Genomic DNA, 18,698 nt, shown 5'->3' on the forward strand with positions numbered 1-18,698 from the left:
TATCCGCCTCAGATATCCACGACTTCGCCATTAGACTTGAAGTAGCGCACCTTGCGACCGTCTTCCAAAGTCTTTATACCAACCCGATCGGCCTTGCCGGTATTCGGGTTATAAACGGCAACATTGGAAGCATCGATTGGCATCTCTTTATCCAGGATGCCACCGGGCTCGCCCTTGGCAGGATTAGCCTTTGCATGCTTCTTAACAATATTGATGTTTTCAACGATGACCTTTTCGTCAATCACCCGCAGAACCGTTCCCTGCTTGCCTTTATCTTTTCCGGCGAGGACGACGACTTGGTCACCTTTTTTGATCTTACGCATAGCCATGATTCACCCCTTAGAGTACTTCAGGAGCGAGCGAGATGATTTTCATGAATCGCTCGCTGCGCAGTTCACGGGTGACCGGCCCAAAAATACGGGTTCCGATCGGCTGCAGTTGCGTGTTCAACAGAACAGCGGCATTGCCGTCAAAACGGATCAAAGATCCATCCGGACGCCGGACGCCTTTCCTGGTACGAACAACTACCGCATTATATACATCACCTTTTTTCACTTTGCCGCGGGGGATAGCGTCTTTAACGCTCACTTTAATAATATCCCCGATGCCAGCATAGCGACGGTGTGATCCGCCCAGCACCTTTATGCACTGGACTCGCTTTGCGCCACTGTTATCGGCGACGTTAAGCATTGTCTGCATCTGGATCATTGGTCTATTCCAATTAAATAATCACTAAACCGAAATCGTACGATTTACCGGTGCCTGCCTCAGGATGCCTTTGTGACAACCTTGACCAGACGCCAGGTTTTGCTCTTCGAGAGCGGGCGGCATTGCTCTACCACCACTACATCGCCGATACCACACTCATTGGCCTCGTCGTGGGCATGCACCTTGGTGGACCGACGAATGAACTTCCCGTAGATCGGGTGCTTCACCTTGCGTTCGACCAGGACAGTAATGCTTTTGTCCATTTTATCGCTGACCACACGACCTTCGAGTGTGCGATTGCTGTTGTTCTGATCGCTCATGATGCTTCACCTACACCTTTCTCATTCAGCAACGTCTTCACCCGGGCAATCTCTTTTCTAACCCGCCTCATCTCTGACGGGCGCGACAACTGTCCAGTGCCCTGCTGCATACGCAGATTGAACTGCTCTTTGCGCAGCTCCAGTAACACCCCCTCTAACTCAGCGGGGTTCTTTTGACGAAGTTCACTCGCACTCATCACATCACCGTCCGTTTAATGAAGGCAGTCTTGAACGGCAGTTTTGCGGCTGCCAATTGGAAAGCTTCGCGAGCGAGTTCCTCAGAAACACCTTCAATTTCATAAAGTACCCGACCAGGCTGAATCAGCGCGACCCAGTACTCGACGCTACCTTTACCTTTACCCTGACGTACTTCCAGCGGCTTCTTGGTGATTGGCTTATCCGGAAAAACACGAATCCACATTTTTCCGCCACGTTTGGCTGTGCGGGTGATCGTGCGTCGAGCGGCCTCAATTTGACGAGACGTCATACGCCCACGGTCAACAGCCTGTAGACCATATTCACCGAAGCTAACCTTGTTACCCCGGTTCGCCAGGCCGCGGTTGCGACCCTTCATCTGTTTACGGAATTTAGTCCGCTTTGGCAATAACATGACTTAATCCTTCTTACGCGGTGCTTTACGACGCGCAGGCTTGGGCGCAGTATCTTCCTGAACTTCGTCACCAAAGACTTCGCCTTTAAAAATCCAAACCTTTACACCGATAATTCCATAAGTGGTTTTTGCCTCGGCAAAACCGTAATCGATGTCGGCGCGCAGTGTGTGGAGTGGGACACGACCTTCCCGATACCATTCATTACGGGCAATCTCGGCGCCATTCAGGCGACCGGAAATATTCACCTTGATGCCGCCTGCACCCAGACGCATTGCCGTCTGTACCGAACGCTTCATCGCCCGGCGGAACATGACACGGCGCTCCAGCTGCTGGGTAATCCCCTCGGCAACCAGTTGTGCATCGAGTTCAGGCTTACGAATCTCTTCCACACTGATGTGCGCCGGGATACCCATACGCCTGGATACTTCTTCACGCAGTGTATTGATATCTTCGCCTTTCTTACCGATCACTATTCCCGGTCGTGCCGAGTGAATGGTCACATGGGCATTTTTGGCCGGACGATCGATCTGAATACGACTCACTGAGGCCTGGGAAAGACGTTTTTTCAAATAGTCCCTCACCTCAAGGTCGGTATTGAGCATATCAGCATAGTCTTTGGAGTCGGCATACCATTTCGACGTCCACTGCTTGACAATGCCAAGACGAATTCCAATTGGATGTACTTTCTGACCCATAACTCTGCCTTACTTGTCCGACACAATCACGGTGAAGTGACTGGTACGCTTTAAAATACGGGCCGCACGACCCTTGGCTCGCGCCCTGATCCGCTTCATTGTCGGACCCTCATCAACCATAACAGAGGCAACCTTCAACTCATCGATATCCGCGCCTTCATTGTTTTCTGCATTCGCAATCGCAGAATCCAGCAGCTTTTTCATAAGGTCCGCGCCCTTCTTGTTGCTGAAGGAGAGGATATTCAGAGCCTGCTCCACAGGCAGACCCCTAATCTGATCGGCGACCAGACGACCCTTCTGGGCCGAAATACGCGCAAAACGCAATTTAGCAGCAGCCTGCATGGTTCCTACCCCGATTATCGTTTCGATTTCTTGTCAGCCGCATGACCCCGGAATGTCCGGGTCAGTGCAAACTCACCAAGTTTATGACCAATCATATTCTCGGTGACAAGCACTGGAATATGCTGGCGTCCGTTGTATACCGCAATGGTCAGCCCAATCATGTCCGGCAGCACCATAGAGCGGCGAGACCATGTTTTAATCGGACGTTTGCTATTGCTTGCCACTGCTTCGTCTACTTTCTTCATCAAATGATGATCAACGAAGGGGCCTTTCTTAATTGAACGTGGCACGTTAAATTACCTCGGTTCCATTTACTTACGATTGCGCCGACGCACAATCATTTTATCAGTACGCTTATTGGTACGTGTCTTGTAACCCTTGGTAGGTACACCCCACGGGCTGCACGGATGACGCCCACCAGAGGTCCGCCCTTCACCACCACCATGCGGGTGATCAACCGGGTTCATCGCCACACCACGCACGGTAGGTCTGACGCCACGCCATCTCGACGCTCCGGCCTTACCCAGCTTACGCAAGCTGTGCTCGGTATTGCCGACTTCACCAATGGTTGCGCGACATTCGCTGCGAATCTTGCGCATCTCGCCTGAGCGGAGGCGCAGAGTAGCATATTCTCCCTCGCGTGCAACCAATTGTGCAGAAGTTCCGGCTGAACGGGCGATCTGCGCGCCCTTGCCCAGCTTCATCTCGATGCAGTGAACATTGGTACCGACCGGGATATTCCGCAGCGGCAGACAGTTGCCCAACTTGATACCGGAATCCTCGCCAGACATTACCGGGTCACCAGCCACCAGGCCCTTGGGGGCAATGATATAGCGGCGCTCGCCGTCGGCGTACTTGATCAATGCGATATTGGCCGTGCGGTTGGGATCGTATTCCAGACGCTCCACGACGCCCGGCACGCCATCTTTATCCCGCTTGAAATCGATCACCCGGTAGCGCTGCTTGTGACCACCACCCTTGTGTCGGGTAGTAATGCGACCGTTATTGTTGCGACCGCCATTCTTGCTCTTCTGTTCCAGCAGTGGGCCATGCGGCTCACCTTTATGCAGGTCAGGATTTACCACCTTCACCACAAACCGGCGACCGGCTGATGTTGGTCTGGTTTTTACAATAGCCATACTCTTAATTCCGCTCTATTCGTTGCGATCAAGGGCCAATCAGGCACCCGCACCGAAGTCGATGTCACTGCCCTCTGCCAGCCTGATGTAGGCTTTACGAACGCCGTTACGACGACCTTTTATCTGACCGAACCGCTTGCTTTTGCCCTTGATGTTGACAACACGCACGTTATCAACCGTGACATCAAACATCAGCTCGACAGCTCTTTTTATTTCGGGCTTCTTGGCGTCAGGGGTTACCTTGAAGACAAATTGGCGATTCACATCGGCCGCAATTGTGCTCTTCTCGGAAATAACCGGTCCCAACAACACCTGCATCAGACGTTCTTTATTCATGACAGGCTCGCCTCCAGCTGCTTCAGTGATTCGGAGGTGATGAGTATCTTGTCGAAGCCGATCAGACTGACCGGGTCGAGTTCACGCACATCACAAACATCAACCCCATACAGATTCCGCGCAGCCAAATAGAGATTTTCCTCAGGCTGTGCGGCTACGATCAGCACCTCTTTCATACCGAGGGCGTCCAGCTTCGACACCAACGCCTTGGTTTTCGGTGCCTCTACCGCAAAGTCAGAGACAACCACCATACGCTCGGTGCGCAGCAGTTCCGACAGGATGGAGCGAATCGCTCCGCGATACATCTTGCGGTTAACCTTCTGCGAATAATCCCTGGGACGAGCGGCAAATGTCACACCACCGGTACGCCAGATCGGGCTTCTGCTGGTACCCGCACGTGCACGGCCAGTGCCTTTCTGACGGAAAGGCTTGATACCGCCACCGCTTACATCGGAGCGGTTTTTCCCTGCTTTGGTGCCGGCACGCGCCGCCGCCATATACGCAGTAACCACCTGATGAATCAGTGCTTCATTATAATCAGCCGCAAATACCGCATCGGAGACCTGCATGGTCTCGGTGCCGCCGTTGCCAGCCTGTACATTGAGGTCCATTTTTTTTACCCCTTGTTCAGCATCTTGATCGCGGGCGTGATAATCACATCACCGCCACTCGAACCAGGCACAGCCCCTCGTACCAGCAACAGGTTACGCTCTGCATCAACTCTCACTACCTGGAGATTTTGAATGGAACGCTTCACGTTGCCCATGTGGCCTGCCATCTTTTTACCCTTAAATACGCGGCCCGGCGTCTGACACTGTCCGATTGAGCCTGGTGCCCGATGTGACAATGAGTTGCCGTGCGTCGCATCCTGCATTCTGAAACCGTGACGCTTTACAGCGCCCTGAAAACCCTTGCCGATGGTCGTACCACGCACATCGACAATCTGGCCGGCCTCAAACATATCCACCTTGATTTCGCCACCGACTTCTATGCCGTCCTGCTCATCTTCAGTAAGGCGGAATTCCCACATGCCACGACCGGCCTCAACGCCGGCCTTCGCCAGGTGACCGGCCTCGGGCTTGGAAACACTTGAAGCTTTACGGCTTCCGGTGGTTACCTGGATTGCGCTGTAACCATCGTTTTCGATAGTGCGCAACTGGGTAACACGATTTGGCTCGACTTCAATAACCGTGACAGGCACTGAAACGCCCTCTTCGGTAAAAACCCGAGTCATGCCGACTTTTCGTCCTACTATTCCTAACATCGTCATTACCTCAGTTCAGTTTGATCTGAACGTCAACGCCTGCCGCCAGATCCAACTTCATCAGCGCATCTACCGTCTTGTCGGTTGGGTCAACGATATCCATCAGCCGTTTGTGGGTACGGATTTCGTACTGATCACGCGCGTCTTTGTTTACGTGTGGTGAAATCAGTACCGTGAACCGCTCCTTTTTGGTGGGCAACGGGATAGGTCCATGGACCTGTGCCCCGGTGCGCTTGGCGGTATCGACGATCTCACGTGCGGACTGATCGATCAGACGATGATCGAATGCCTTCAGTCGAATACGAATTCTCTGGTTGGCCATATTTATTACTCTATGATCTTAGCAACAACGCCGGCGCCGACGGTACGGCCACCTTCGCGGATCGCGAAACGCAGACCCTCTTCCATCGCAATCGGGGCAATCAACTTAACCGACATCTTCACGTTGTCGCCCGGCATCACCATCTCCACACCCTCAGGCAGGTCACAGGCTCCGGTCACGTCAGTGGTACGGAAGTAGAACTGCGGACGGTAGTTATTGAAGAACGGCGTGTGACGGCCACCCTCGTCCTTGCTCAACACGTACACCTCGGCTTCAAAGTGGGTGTGCGGGGTAATGGTGCCCGGCTTCGCCAGGACCTGGCCACGCTCAACCTCTTCACGCTTGGTGCCACGCAGCAGCACGCCCACGTTGTCGCCCGCCTCGCCCTGATCCAGCAGCTTGCGGAACATCTCAACACCGGTACAGGTGGTCTTGGCGGTATCCTTGATACCCACGATCGCCACTTCGTCGCCCACGTGGATAATGCCACGCTCGATTCGACCGGTGACCACGGTACCGCGACCGGAGATCGAGAACACGTCCTCGATCGGCATCAGGAACGCCTTGTCGGTATCACGCTCTGGCGTCGGGATGTATTTATCCATCTCCTCCACCAGCTTGATGATCGACGGCGCACCAATATCCGAGGTATCGCCTTCCAGCGCTTTCAGCGCGGAACCGACGATGATCGGGGTGTCGTCACCCGGGAACTCGTACTGATCCAGCAATTCGCGGATCTCCATCTCAACCAGTTCCAGCAGCTCTTCGTCGTCCACCATGTCAGCCTTGTTCATATAAACAAGGATGTAGGGTACGCCAACCTGACGGGACAGCAGGATGTGCTCGCGGGTCTGCGGCATCGGACCGTCCGCCGCAGAAACCACCAGAATCGCGCCGTCCATCTGCGCCGCACCCGTGATCATGTTTTTCACATAGTCAGCGTGCCCCGGGCAGTCAACGTGCGCATAGTGACGCGCATCCGACTCGTATTCCACGTGCGCGGTCGCAATGGTAATTCCACGCTCACGCTCTTCCGGTGCATTATCGATGTCAGCGTAGTCTTTAAATACTCCACCCCGCGCTTCCGCCATCACCTTGGTGATCGCCGCCGTCAACGTGGTCTTACCGTGGTCAACGTGACCAATGGTTCCCACGTTTACGTGGGGTTTTGTACGCTCGAATTTTTCCTTGGACACGGTTCTACCCCTTCCAGATTACTGTTTCTTCACAGCCTCAGCGATATTCGCCGGGACTTCACTGTATTTAGCAAATTCCATGCTGTACGTTGCACGACCTTGCGTAGCTGAACGAAGATCCGTCGCATATCCAAACATCTCGGACAGCGGAACCTCCGCCTTGACTTGCCGACCCGCCGGACAGTCATCCATACCCTGAACGACACCACGCCGCCTGTTCAGATCACCCATCACATCACCCATGTAATCCTCGGGCGTTATGATTTCGATCTTCATAATCGGCTCAAGAAGTACGGGATTGGCGTTCCCCGCCCCCTCTCTAAAACACATCGACCCAGCTATCTTGAACGCCATCTCGCTGGAGTCCACATCATGGTACGACCCGTCAAACAGGGTGACCTTGACATCTACCATCGGGTATCCGGCCAGGACGCCATTTTGCATCTGCTCCTGGATACCCTTATCCACTGCCGGAATGTACTCCCGCGGCACAACGCCGCCGACTATTCCGTTGACAAATTCATAGCCGCTACCAGACTCTCTGGGCTCGATCCGCAGATAAACATGACCATACTGGCCGCGCCCACCCGACTGCCGCACAAACTTGCCTTCCTGCTCAACAACAGAGCGAATGGTTTCCCGATACGCCACCTGTGGCGCGCCGACATTGGCTTCCACATTGAACTCACGGCGCATCCGGTCAACAATGATCTCCAGATGCAGCTCGCCCATCCCGGCGATAATCGTCTGCCCTGATTCCGGATCTGTAGTGACGCGAAACGAAGGATCCTCGTGCGCCAGCTTGGACAGCGCCACCGACATTTTCTCCTGATCGGCCTTTGTCTTAGGCTCAACCGCCACCGCGATCACAGGTTCCGGGAAATCCATCCGCTCCAGTGTGATATGGGCATCCAGGGCACACAGGGTGTCTCCGGTGGTCACATCCTTGAGACCGACTGCTGCCGCAATATCGCCTGCACGCACTTCCTTGATCTCTTCACGCGAGTTGGAGTGCATCTGCAGAATCCGGCCAACCCGATCTTTTTTTCCCTTCACCGGGTTGAACACACTGTCACCCGACTTGAGCACACCGGAATAAACACGGAAGAATGTCAGGTTACCAACAAAAGGATCGGTTGCTATCTTAAACGCCAGGGCCGCAAAGGGCGCATCGTCACTGGATGGGCGCTCAGCGACGCTCACCTCGTCATCCAGCACGCCCTTGATTGCCGGCACATCAACCGGAGCCGGCATGTATTCGATAACCGCATCCAGCAGGGCCTGCACACCTTTATTCTTAAAGGCGGAGCCGCACATCATCGGCGTTATCTCACTGGAGAGCGTTCTGATACGCAATCCGGACTTAATCTCTTCGACGGAAAGATCACCCGTATCCAGGTACTTTTCCATCAAAGCATCATTCGCTTCGGCGGCCGCCTCAACCATCTTTTCGCGCCACTCAGCGGCCAGTGACTGGAGTTCGCCGGGAATCGCTCGCTCTTCGAAGGTCATGCCACGGGACGACTCGTCCCAGTAGATCGCCTTCATCTTGATCAGGTCAACAACTCCCTGAAAAGCCTCTTCCGCACCAACGGCGATCTGCAGAGGTACCGGATTAGCGCCGAGACGCGTCCGCACCTGCTCGACAACCCGCAGGAAGTTAGCGCCCATGCGGTCCATCTTGTTGACAAAGGCAATACGCGGAACACCGTACTTGTCAGCCTGACGCCACACCGTTTCTGACTGCGGCTCAACGCCGCCCACCGCACAAAAAACCGCGCAGGCACCATCCAGAACACGTAACGACCGTTCAACCTCAATGGTAAAATCGACGTGCCCCGGCGTATCGATAATATTGATACGATGCTCCGGAAATTGCTGATCCATCCCTTTCCAGAAACAGGTTGTTGCCGCAGAAGTTATGGTGATACCACGCTCCTGCTCCTGCTCCATCCAATCCATAGTCGCCGCACCATCATGTACCTCACCGATCTTATGCGAAACGCCGGTGTAGTACAGAATGCGCTCGGTTGTGGTGGTCTTACCCGCATCAATATGCGCCATAATCCCAACATTCCGATACCTATCAATAGGTGTGCTTCGCGCCACGACTTAATCCGATCAACAATGTAAAAGAGCAAAAAAGGTAAAACGGGTAAAAAAGTATTTCTTACCAGCGATAATGCGAGAACGCCTTGTTGGCCTCAGCCATTCGATGCGTATCCTCACGCTTTTTGACTGCCGAACCACGCTGCTCGGAAGCATCTGCCAGTTCGCCCGCAAGACGGTGTGCCATCGACTTCTCGCTACGCTTGCGCGATGCATCGATCAGCCAGCGCATAGCCAAAGTGTTACGACGACTCGCACGCACCTCAACCGGCACCTGGTATGTCGCGCCACCCACACGGCGAGACTTGACCTCAACCACGGGGCGGACATTTTCAAGCGCCTTCTCAAGCACATCCATCGGTTCGCCACTAGTGCGCTCAGTCACGCGATCCAGAGCATCATAGATGATCTTCTCAGCTACCGACTTCTTACCATCAACCATGATCATGTTGATGAACTTCGCAAGCAACTGACTTCCAAATTTCGGATCAGGCAGAATTTCGCGTTTTGCTGCAACTCGTCTTCTTGGCATGACTTATTAACTCAGTCCTGTTAGTGAACCCAATCAGCCCTTAGGCCGCTTGGCACCATATTTTGAACGACCCTGGCGGCGCTTATCCACACCGGAGGTATCCAGACTACCGCGCACCACGTGATAGCGCACACCAGGCAAATCCTTGACACGGCCACCACGAATCAGCACTACCGAGTGCTCCTGAAGGTTATGACCTTCACCACCGATATAGGTACTGACCTCAAAACCGTTGGTCAGGCGTACACGAGCGACCTTACGCAATGCAGAGTTCGGTTTCTTCGGCGTGGTCGTGTAGACACGCGTACAGACACCACGCTTCTGCGGACACGCCTCCAACGCAGGCACGTTACTCTTTTCTACTTTGCGCATGCGTGGCTTGCGCACCAACTGATTGATTGTAGCCATTAAATCCCGTCTCCAGAGAAGCGCCTTATGCACCCTCTATCGCACCAGAAAAGCGCGCGATCAACACCCAACCGGATTGTCACCGGAACATGTTAATCACAAGCTTAAAACCTTGCCCCCACGGCCGAAATTAGCCTGGGAATAATTCTGAAACCCGAGCCCGTGTACCACTTCAGCCCAAGTGAAGAGCGCGCATTCTACGCGCCCGACAAGGAGGTGTCAACACTACCATGGCCACTCTAATGATGAAAAAAGTGGCCGCCCTGTTTTTTTAAAAAATAATCACAGGGGACGTCGGTGACGCCCCCCGTTTTCAGCAATTACTCGCTATCCGCGGTATTCAACGCCTGCTTGATAGCCTCTGCAACCTCATCGGCATCCATCTCGACCTTGGCATCCACAGACTCAGCCCCCAGCTCTTCATCTCTTCGCTTGTGACGCTCGTTATGATAAGAGAGACCGGTACCTGCCGGAATCAGCCGGCCGACGATCACATTCTCCTTTAGTCCAACAAGGGAATCGCTGGAACCACGCACCGCCGATTCGGTCAGCACGCGCGTGGTCTCCTGGAATGACGCTGCAGAAATAAACGACTCGGTCGCCAGCGACGCTTTAGTGATACCCAGCAATATAGGTGTCCACAACGCCGGATACTTGCCTTCGGCCTCGACCCGCAGATTCTCTTCCAGAACGCGGGCCTTTTCGGCCTGCTCACCACGCAGGAAGCGCGTGTCGCCCGGTGCGGTTATCTCCACCTTACGCAGCATCTGGCGAATGATCACCTCGATGTGCTTATCGTTGATCTTCACACCCTGCAGTCGGTAAACGTCCTGAATCTCCTTCACCAGGTAATCCGCCAGGGCGGTTACACCTTTCAGACGCAGAATATCGTGCGGATTGTACTCGCCATCAGACACAACCTCGCCCTTGGCTACGTGCTCACCCTCGAACACGTTTACGTGACGCCATTTGGGGATCAGATCCTCATGCTGCTCGCCATCCGCGTCCGTGATGATCAACCGCTGCTTGCCCTTGGTATCCTTGCCGAAACCGACCGTACCGGTCGCTTCCGCCAGGATTGCCTGGTCTTTCGGCTTGCGCGCCTCAAACAGGTCGGCCACCCGTGGCAGACCACCGGTGATGTCACGAGTCTTGGATGATTCCTGCGGAATACGCGCCAGGGTGTCACCGATCTGCACCCGACCACCGTCAGTCACAATGACCACTGCGCCGGAGGGCAGATAATAGTGAGCCGGGATATCAGTTCCCGCAATATTCAGGTCATTGCCATCGTCATCCACCAGCTTGACCATGGGCCGCATGTCCTTACCGGCGGTCGGACGCTGTTTCGGGTCGATAATCGCCAGCGACGAGAGACCGGTGACATCATCCACCTGTTTCTGCACACTGACGCCATCCGCAAACTCCACGAACTGTACCGTACCAGCCACCTCGGTAATCACCGGATGGGTATGCGGATCCCAGTTTGCCACCATCTGTCCACCGGCGACCTGTTCGCCGTCGGCGGCACGAATGTTGGCACCATAGGGAACTTTATAACGCTCGCGCTCGCGGCCCACCTCATCAACGACGGTCAGTTCACCGGAGCGGGAAACCGCCACCAGCGTGCCACTGTGATGCTCGACAGTCTTGATATTGTGCAGACGCACGGTACCGGCGGTTTTCACCTCAATACTGTTGACCGCGGCCGCTCGTGAAGCCGCACCACCAATATGGAAGGTACGCATGGTCAACTGGGTACCCGGCTCACCAATGGACTGCGCCGCAATCACCCCGACTGCCTCACCCATATTAACCTTGTGACCGCGCGCCAAATCACGTCCATAGCACATGGAGCAGACACCGACCTTGGATTCACAGGTAATGGCGGAACGGACCCGTACATGATCCACGCCCAGTTTTTCCAAGGTCTCTACCGAGGTCTCGGTCAGCAGCGTTCCACGATCGAACACCATCTCATCGCTGCCGGGCTTATATACGGCCTCCGCCAGCACCCGACCCAGGATCCGCTCACGCAGCGGCTCAACCACATCACCACCCTCGATGATGGGATGCATATCCAGGCCTTCTTCAGTACCACAGTCCGGTTCCAGGACCACCATATCCTGAGCTACGTCGACCAGACGACGGGTCAGATAACCCGAGTTGGCGGTCTTCAGCGCCGTGTCGGCAAGACCCTTACGAGCACCATGGGTAGAGATAAAGTACTGCAGTACGTCGAGCCCCTCACGGAAGTTGGCGGTGATCGGCGTCTCGATAATGGAGCCATCCGGCTTGGCCATCAGGCCACGCATACCGGCCAGCTGGCGTATCTGCGCCGCCGAACCACGCGCACCGGAGTCGGCCATCATGTAGATCGAGTTGAAGGAGTCCTGCTGGACCTCCTTGCCCTCCCGGTCGACGACCGTCTCTTTACCCAGATGAGACATCATCGCCTTGGCCACCTGGTCGTTGGTGTGGGACCAGATATCCACCACCTTGTTGTAGCGCTCGCCGTTGGTCACCAGACCGGAGGCGTACTGATTCTGGATCTCTTTCACCTCCCGTTCGGCGGCGGCCAGGATCGGCCCCTTCTCCTTGGGGATGGTCATGTCGTTCATGCCGATAGAGACGCCGGCACGGGTAGCGAAACGGAAGCCCATGTACATCACCTGGTCGGCGAAAATAACCGTCTCCTTGAGACCGACACGACGGTAGCAGGCATCCACCAGATTGGAGATCGCGCGCTTGCCCATGGCGTTGTTGATCAGCTCAAACGGCAACCCTTTGGGCAAAATTTCCGACAGCAACGCCCGGCCCACGGTGGTATCCACCAGGCGCCGAACCGTCTGTTCCTCTCCTTTTTCATCCTCCACTTTCTCGGTCAGGCGCACCTTGACCTTGGCCTGCAGATCCACCATGCGCGCTTCATAGGCACGATGCACTTCCGCCAGATCAGAGAACACCATTCCTTCGCCCTTGGCATTGATGCGCTCGCGGGTCATGAAGTAGAGACCCAGCACCACGTCCTGGGAAGGTACGATGATCGGTTCGCCGTTGGCTGGCGAGAGAATATTGTTGGTCGACATCATCAGACTGCGCGCTTCCAGCTGCGCCTCGATGGAGAGCGGTACGTGTACCGCCATCTGGTCGCCGTCAAAGTCCGCGTTGAAGGCGGTACAGACCAGCGGATGCAGCTGAATCGCCTTGCCTTCCACCAGTACCGGCTCGAACGCCTGGATGCCCAGACGATGCAGCGTCGGTGCACGGTTCAGCATCACGGGATGCTCGCGAATCACTTCTTCGAGAATGTCCCACACTTCACCGGTGCCGCGCTCGACCAGCTTCTTGGCCGCCTTGATGGTGGTGGCCAGACCGCGCAGTTGCAGCTTGGAGAAGATAAACGGCTTGAACAGCTCCAGGGCCATTTTCTTCGGCAGACCACACTGATGCAGCTTCAGGGTCGGACCGACCACGATCACCGAACGACCGGAGTAGTCGACACGCTTGCCCAGCAGGTTCTGGCGGAAGCGCCCCTGCTTGCCCTTGATCATGTCCGCCAGGGATTTCAGCTGACGCTTGTTGGTTCCGGTGATGGCGCGTCCGCGCCGACCGTTATCCAGCAGGGCATCCACCGACTCCTGCAGCATGCGCTTCTCATTGCGCACGATAATGTCCGGCGCATTCAGATCCAGCAGCCGTTTCAGGCGGTTGTTGCGATTGATGACCCGGCGATACAGGTCATTCAGGTCAGAGGTTGCAAAGCGACCGCCATCCAGCGGCACCAGTGGACGCAACTCGGGCGGCAACACCGGCAGCACGGTCATCACCATCCACTCGGGACGGTTGCCGGACTCGTGCAGGGACTCCACCAGCTTCAGACGCTTGCTCAGTTTTTTCAGCTTGGTCTCAGAGTTGGTGCCCTGGATCTCTTCCCGAAGGATTTCGATCTCCTTCGGCAGGTTCAGCGAGCTGAGCAGTTCATAGACCGCCTCGGCACCCATCCGGGCATCAAACTCATCACCATTCTCTTCAATCGCCTCGAGATACTGGTCATCGTTCAGCAACTGGCCGCGCTCCAGCGGCGTCATGCCCGGATCGACCACCACGAAGGACTCGAAATAGAGCACCCGCTCGATATCCCGCAGGGTCATATCCAGCAACAGGCCGATACGGGACGGCAGTGACTTGAGGAACCAGATGTGCGCCACCGGGCTGGCCAGCTCGATGTGACCCATGCGTTCACGCCGCACCTTGGCCAGGGTCACTTCGACGCCGCACTTCTCACAGACCACGCCGCGATGTTTCAGGCGCTTGTACTTGCCGCACAGGCACTCATAGTCGCTGGTCGGGCCAAAGATCTTGGCACAGAACAGGCCCTCACGCTCGGGCTTGAAAGTCCGGTAGTTGATCGTCTCAGGCTTTTTAACTTCGCCATAGGACCATGAACGGATCATGTCGGGTGAAGCCAGACCAATTTTGATCGCGTCAAAATCTTCAGTCTGCCCTTGCTGCTTCAGAATTTTTAATAGATCTTTCAAGATCGTATCTCCTGCTGTCGGGTTCCGGTGTTTGTCTCGGTATTCGCTAGGTTACAGCGCGTGATGCCGGACCCTATTCCCGCTCCAATTCAATATTGATGCCCAGAGAGCGTATCTCTTTAACCAGCACGTTGAAGGACTCCGGCATGCCGGCCTCCATCTGATGGTTACCGTCAACGATGTTTTTATACATCCGAGTACGACCGGTCACATCATCGGACTTCACGGTGAGCATCTCCTGCAGTGTGTAGGCGGCGCCATAGGCCTCCAGCGCCCACACCTCCATCTCACCGAATCGCTGTCCGCCAAACTGCGCCTTACCGCCCAGCGGCTGCTGCGTAACCAGACTGTACGGACCGGTCGAGCGGGCATGCATCTTGTCATCTACCAGATGATTCAGCTTCAGCACATACATGTAGCCAACCGTCACTTGGCGATCGAAGGCCTCGCCTGTTCTGCCGTCAAACAGAGTCGTCTGACCGCTTTCCGGCAGATCGGCCAGCTTCAACAGCGCCCGGATTTCCTCTTCAGAAGCACCGTCGAACACGGGCGTCGCCATCGGCACGCCACGCTTCAGATTACTCGCCAGCTCAACAATTTCATCGTCACTGAAACTATCCAGATCTTCCGACTTGCCGCTGGTGTTGTAGACCTTCTCCAGATATTTGCGCAGTTCGGCGATCTTGGACTTGGCCTCCAGCATTTTGCCGATCTTCTCACCCACGCCCTTGGCCGCCCAACCCAGATGAGTCTCCAGGATCTGCCCCACATTCATACGCGACGGTACGCCGAGCGGATTCAATACAATATCCACCGGCTGACCATGCTCGTCGAACGGCATATCCTCAACCGGCTGGATCATGGAGATGACACCCTTGTTGCCGTGTCGACCAGCCATCTTGTCACCCGGTTGAATGCGACGCTTCACCGCCACATAGACCTTCACCATCTTCAACACGCCTGGCGCCAGATCATCACTGGTGGTCAGCTTGCGCTTCTTCTCTTCAAACTTCTCACGGAACTCTTCACGCTGCAGCTTCACCTGCTCGGCAATGGCCTCAAGCTGGGCCGCCGCCTCTTCGTTGTGCAGGCGGATCTCCAGCCAGCGGTCCTGGTCCAGTTCAGCCAGATAAGCCTTGGTGATCTTGGCGCCGGATTTCAGCTGATTGGGACCACCATCGGCCACCTTGCCCAGCAGCATTTTCTCGACGCGCTGGAAGGTATCCCCTTCCATGATCCGCAGCTGATCATCGAGATCCTTCTTGACCCGCTCCAGTTCGGCATTTTCGATCTGCAGGGCACGGGCATCCTTCTCGACGCCATCGCGGGTAAATACCTGCACATCGATAACAGTGCCTACCCGGCCGGAAGATACGCGCAAGGAGGTATCCTTGACGTCCGCCGCCTTCTCACCAAAAATGGCACGTAGCAGTTTCTCTTCCGGTGTCAGCTGGGTTTCGCCCTTGGGGGTTACCTTACCCACCAGGATGTCACCCTCTTTCACCTCGGCACCCACATAGACGATACCCGATTCATCCAGCTTGGCCAGCGCGGCCTCGCCCACATTGGGGATGTCGCCCGTGATCTCCTCGGAACCCAGCTTGGTGTCCCGGGCCATACAGGTTAGCTCTTCAATATGGATCGTGGTGAAACGATCCTCCTGGACAACCCGTTCGGAGACCAGAATGGAGTCCTCGAAGTTGTAGCCATTCCAGGGCATGAAGGCGACACGCATATTCTGGCCCAGCGCCAGCTCGCCCAGATCCGTGGATGGACCGTCCGCCATCACGTCACCCCGGGTGATAATATCGCCGGGATTGACCAGTGGACGTTGATTGATACAGGTATTCTGGTTGGAGCGGGTGTATTTGGTTAGGTTATAGATATCCACACCTGGCTCGCCGGCAACCGTCTCATCGTCATTGACACGCACCACAATGCGGGCCGCATCCACCGCTTCAACCGATCCGCCACGCTTGGCCACTACCGTAACACCGGAGTCTACCGCCACCGCGCGCTCCATACCCGTACCCACCAGTGGCTTTTCCGCCCGCAGTGTCGGCACCGCCTGGCGCTGCATGTTGGAGCCCATCAACGCCCGGTTGGCATCATCGTGCTCCAGGAACGGAATCATGGAAGCAGCCACCGAGACGATCTGTTTTGGCGACACGTCCATGTACTGGATTTTGTCGGGACCGGTGAGCATGGTCTCGTTCTGGTAACGGCACGGGATCAGATCCTCGAACAGATGCCCCTTTTCATCCACGGCGGCACTGGCCTGGGCGATCACATAGCGCCCCTCTTCAATCGCTGAAAGGTAATCGATCTCATCGGTCACCAGGCCATCCTTCACCACCCGGTAGGGGGTTTCGAGGAAACCGTAATCATTGGTCCGGGCATAAACCGCCAACGAGTTGATCAAGCCGATGTTCGGACCCTCAGGCGTCTCAATGGGACAGACACGACCGTAGTGCGTCGGGTGCACGTCGCGCACCTCAAATCCCGCGCGTTCCCTGGCCAGACCGCCCGGGCCGAGTGCCGAGACACGGCGTTTGTGAGTTACTTCCGAGAGCGGATTGTTCTGGTCCATGAATTGTGACAACTGGCTGGAGCCAAAGAACTCCTTGATCGCAGCGGACACCGGCTTGGCGTTAATCATCTCCTGTGGCATCAAGCCTTCGGATTCGGCCAGCGTCAGGCGCTCGCGCACCGCGCGCTCAACACGCACCAGACCGACACGGAACTGGTTTTCCGCCATCTCACCGACCGAGCGGATACGGCGATTACCCAGGTGATCGATATCGTCGACGATGCCATGGCCGTTGCGGATATTGATCAGCTCTTTGAGCACATCGACAATATCCTCATTGGACAGAATACCTTCACCGGTTACTTCGTCCCTGCTCAGACGCTTGTTGAATTTCATCCGGCCGACCGCCGAGAGATCATAGCGATCCGCGCTGAAGAACAGGCTGTTGAACAGCTTCTCGGCCGCTTCCTTGGTGGGCGGCTCGCCTGGACGCATCATGCGATAGATCTCCACCTGTGCCTCCAGGGCATTGGCGGTGGTGTCGATGCGCAGTGTGGTGGAGAGATAGGGACCCTGATCGAGATCGTTGGTGAACAGCGTCTCAATCTTCTTGACGCCGTTCTCTATCAGACTCTCAATCAGCTCTTCGTTCAATTCATCATTGGCGGAAGCCAGCAGCTCCCCTGTATCCTGGTCGACTACATCGTGCGCAATGGTCTTTCCGTACAAAAAGTCGAACGGCACCTCAAGCGATTTGACTTCCGCTTTCTCAAGTTCGCGGATATGCCTTGCGGTCACCCGGCGACCTGCCTCCACGATGACGCTCTTGCCTACCTTGATATCGAAGGTAGCCGTCTCTCCGCGCAAACGCTCCGGGACCAGGTTCAGCTTCGCCGACTTCTTGCTCAGTGCGATCTTGTCGGTCTCGAAGAACATACCCAGCATCTGCTCGGTGTCAAAACCGAGGGCTCGCAGCAGCACGGTGGCGGGCAGTTTGCGGCGACGGTCGATACGCACAAAGACGTTATCCTTGGGATCGAACTCAAAGTCCAGCCATGAACCGCGGTAGGGAATTACCCGGGCGGAAAACAGCAGTTTTCCGGAGCTGTGGGTTTTGCCCTTGTCGTGGTCGAAGAACACGCCCGGTGAACGGTGCAACTGGGAGACGATCACGCGCTCGGTACCATTGATCACAAAAGTACCGTTGTCAGTCATCAGGGGCATCTCACCCATGTAGACTTCCTGCTCTCGAATGTCCTTGACCACCTTCGATTTGGCGGGCGCATCCTTATCGTAGATCACCAGGCGGACCAGCACACGCAACGGGGCGGCGTAGGTTGCGCCACGCAGCTGACACTCCCGTACATCGAACACCGGCGTACCGAGACGATAGCTGACATACTCCAGTACCGCGTTTCCGGAATAACTCTCGATCGGAAAAACCGACTTGAAGGCGGCATGCAGCCCCACATCAGCGCGGTCCGCTATCGCGACACCTTCCTGGAGAAATTTGCGATAGGAGTCGATCTGTGTCGCCAAAAGAAAAGGCACTTCCAGGATGCTCGGACGCTTGCCGAAATCCTTACGAATACGCTTTTTCTCAGTGAAAGAATAGGCCATGTTGCCGTCCCTCGATTTCTTGAGA

At 55.6% G+C, this 18,698-nt stretch carries 19 protein-coding genes; all 19 read right to left on the reverse strand.

Features of this window, described 5'->3' with window-relative positions; translation table 11 throughout:
• Positions 1–8 precede the first annotated feature (8 nt).
• Positions 9–323 (reverse strand): 50S ribosomal protein L24, encoded by a 315-nt coding sequence (gene rplX, locus ACHZBF_RS15455; protein ID WP_029134303.1) that lies wholly within the window; start codon positions 321–323, stop codon positions 9–11.
• A 16-nt stretch (positions 324–339) separates the two neighbouring features.
• Entirely contained in the window at positions 340–708 is a 369-nt protein-coding gene (gene rplN, locus ACHZBF_RS15460; protein WP_029134304.1) for a 50S ribosomal protein L14, read from the reverse strand.
• Positions 709–767: 59 nt separating this feature from the next.
• Positions 768–1,028, reverse strand: a complete 261-nt coding sequence (gene rpsQ / locus ACHZBF_RS15465) for a 30S ribosomal protein S17 (protein ID WP_029134305.1) — start codon at positions 1,026–1,028, stop codon at positions 768–770.
• Positions 1,025–1,225 carry a 50S ribosomal protein L29 gene (gene rpmC, locus ACHZBF_RS15470; protein ID WP_029134306.1) on the reverse strand — a complete coding sequence of 67 codons (201 nt, stop codon included), beginning with the start codon at positions 1,223–1,225 and terminating at the stop codon, positions 1,025–1,027. The genes rpsQ and rpmC overlap by 4 nt, the downstream gene beginning before the upstream one ends.
• Entirely contained in the window at positions 1,225–1,638 is a 414-nt protein-coding gene (gene rplP, locus ACHZBF_RS15475) for a 50S ribosomal protein L16 (protein ID WP_029134307.1), read from the reverse strand. The genes rpmC and rplP overlap by 1 nt, the downstream gene beginning before the upstream one ends.
• A gap of 3 nt (positions 1,639–1,641) precedes the next feature.
• Positions 1,642–2,334, reverse strand: coding sequence for a 30S ribosomal protein S3 (rpsC, locus tag ACHZBF_RS15480; protein WP_029134308.1), 693 nt, complete (start codon positions 2,332–2,334; stop codon positions 1,642–1,644).
• Between the two features lie 9 nt (positions 2,335–2,343).
• Complete coding sequence (rplV, locus tag ACHZBF_RS15485) at positions 2,344–2,676, reverse strand: 50S ribosomal protein L22 (RefSeq protein WP_029134309.1); 333 nt, start codon at positions 2,674–2,676, stop codon at positions 2,344–2,346.
• Between the two features lie 14 nt (positions 2,677–2,690).
• A complete protein-coding gene (gene rpsS, locus ACHZBF_RS15490; RefSeq protein WP_029134310.1) occupies positions 2,691–2,966 on the reverse strand; it encodes a 30S ribosomal protein S19 in 276 nt (91 codons plus the stop codon).
• Between the two features lie 21 nt (positions 2,967–2,987).
• The gene (rplB, locus tag ACHZBF_RS15495) at positions 2,988–3,815 is read right to left on the reverse strand and encodes a 50S ribosomal protein L2 (RefSeq protein ID WP_029134311.1); all 828 of its coding nucleotides are present in this window, start codon (positions 3,813–3,815) and stop codon (positions 2,988–2,990) included.
• A gap of 39 nt (positions 3,816–3,854) precedes the next feature.
• Positions 3,855–4,151: a 50S ribosomal protein L23 gene (gene rplW, locus ACHZBF_RS15500; protein WP_029134312.1), complete on the reverse strand. Its 297-nt coding sequence runs from the start codon at positions 4,149–4,151 to the stop codon at positions 3,855–3,857.
• The gene (gene rplD / locus ACHZBF_RS15505) at positions 4,148–4,762 is read right to left on the reverse strand and encodes a 50S ribosomal protein L4 (protein WP_321528934.1); all 615 of its coding nucleotides are present in this window, start codon (positions 4,760–4,762) and stop codon (positions 4,148–4,150) included. The genes rplW and rplD overlap by 4 nt, the downstream gene beginning before the upstream one ends.
• Before the next feature lie 5 nt (positions 4,763–4,767).
• Complete coding sequence (gene rplC, locus ACHZBF_RS15510) at positions 4,768–5,415, reverse strand: 50S ribosomal protein L3 (RefSeq protein WP_321528935.1); 648 nt, start codon at positions 5,413–5,415, stop codon at positions 4,768–4,770.
• Between the two features lie 10 nt (positions 5,416–5,425).
• Positions 5,426–5,737, reverse strand: coding sequence for a 30S ribosomal protein S10 (gene rpsJ, locus ACHZBF_RS15515; RefSeq protein ID WP_029134315.1), 312 nt, complete (start codon positions 5,735–5,737; stop codon positions 5,426–5,428).
• Between the two features lie 5 nt (positions 5,738–5,742).
• Positions 5,743–6,933 carry an elongation factor Tu gene (gene tuf, locus ACHZBF_RS15520; RefSeq protein WP_321528936.1) on the reverse strand — a complete coding sequence of 397 codons (1,191 nt, stop codon included), beginning with the start codon at positions 6,931–6,933 and terminating at the stop codon, positions 5,743–5,745.
• Positions 6,934–6,951: 18 nt separating this feature from the next.
• Positions 6,952–9,042, reverse strand: coding sequence for an elongation factor G (gene fusA, locus ACHZBF_RS15525; RefSeq protein WP_288104619.1), 2,091 nt, complete (start codon positions 9,040–9,042; stop codon positions 6,952–6,954).
• Positions 9,043–9,103: 61 nt separating this feature from the next.
• Positions 9,104–9,574 carry a 30S ribosomal protein S7 gene (gene rpsG / locus ACHZBF_RS15530; RefSeq protein ID WP_029134649.1) on the reverse strand — a complete coding sequence of 157 codons (471 nt, stop codon included), beginning with the start codon at positions 9,572–9,574 and terminating at the stop codon, positions 9,104–9,106.
• Positions 9,575–9,607: 33 nt separating this feature from the next.
• Complete coding sequence (gene rpsL / locus ACHZBF_RS15535) at positions 9,608–9,982, reverse strand: 30S ribosomal protein S12 (protein ID WP_029134650.1); 375 nt, start codon at positions 9,980–9,982, stop codon at positions 9,608–9,610.
• A gap of 320 nt (positions 9,983–10,302) precedes the next feature.
• Positions 10,303–14,523 (reverse strand): DNA-directed RNA polymerase subunit beta', encoded by a 4,221-nt coding sequence (rpoC, locus tag ACHZBF_RS15540; protein ID WP_029134651.1) that lies wholly within the window; start codon positions 14,521–14,523, stop codon positions 10,303–10,305.
• 73 nt (positions 14,524–14,596) lie between these two features.
• Complete coding sequence (gene rpoB, locus ACHZBF_RS15545; RefSeq protein ID WP_321528937.1) at positions 14,597–18,673, reverse strand: DNA-directed RNA polymerase subunit beta; 4,077 nt, start codon at positions 18,671–18,673, stop codon at positions 14,597–14,599.
• Positions 18,674–18,698 lie beyond the last annotated feature (25 nt).

The sequence above is a fragment of the Sedimenticola selenatireducens genome, from assembly GCF_963675335.2.
In the GTDB taxonomy this organism is placed as follows: Bacteria; Pseudomonadota; Gammaproteobacteria; order Chromatiales; family Chromatiaceae; genus Sedimenticola; species Sedimenticola selenatireducens.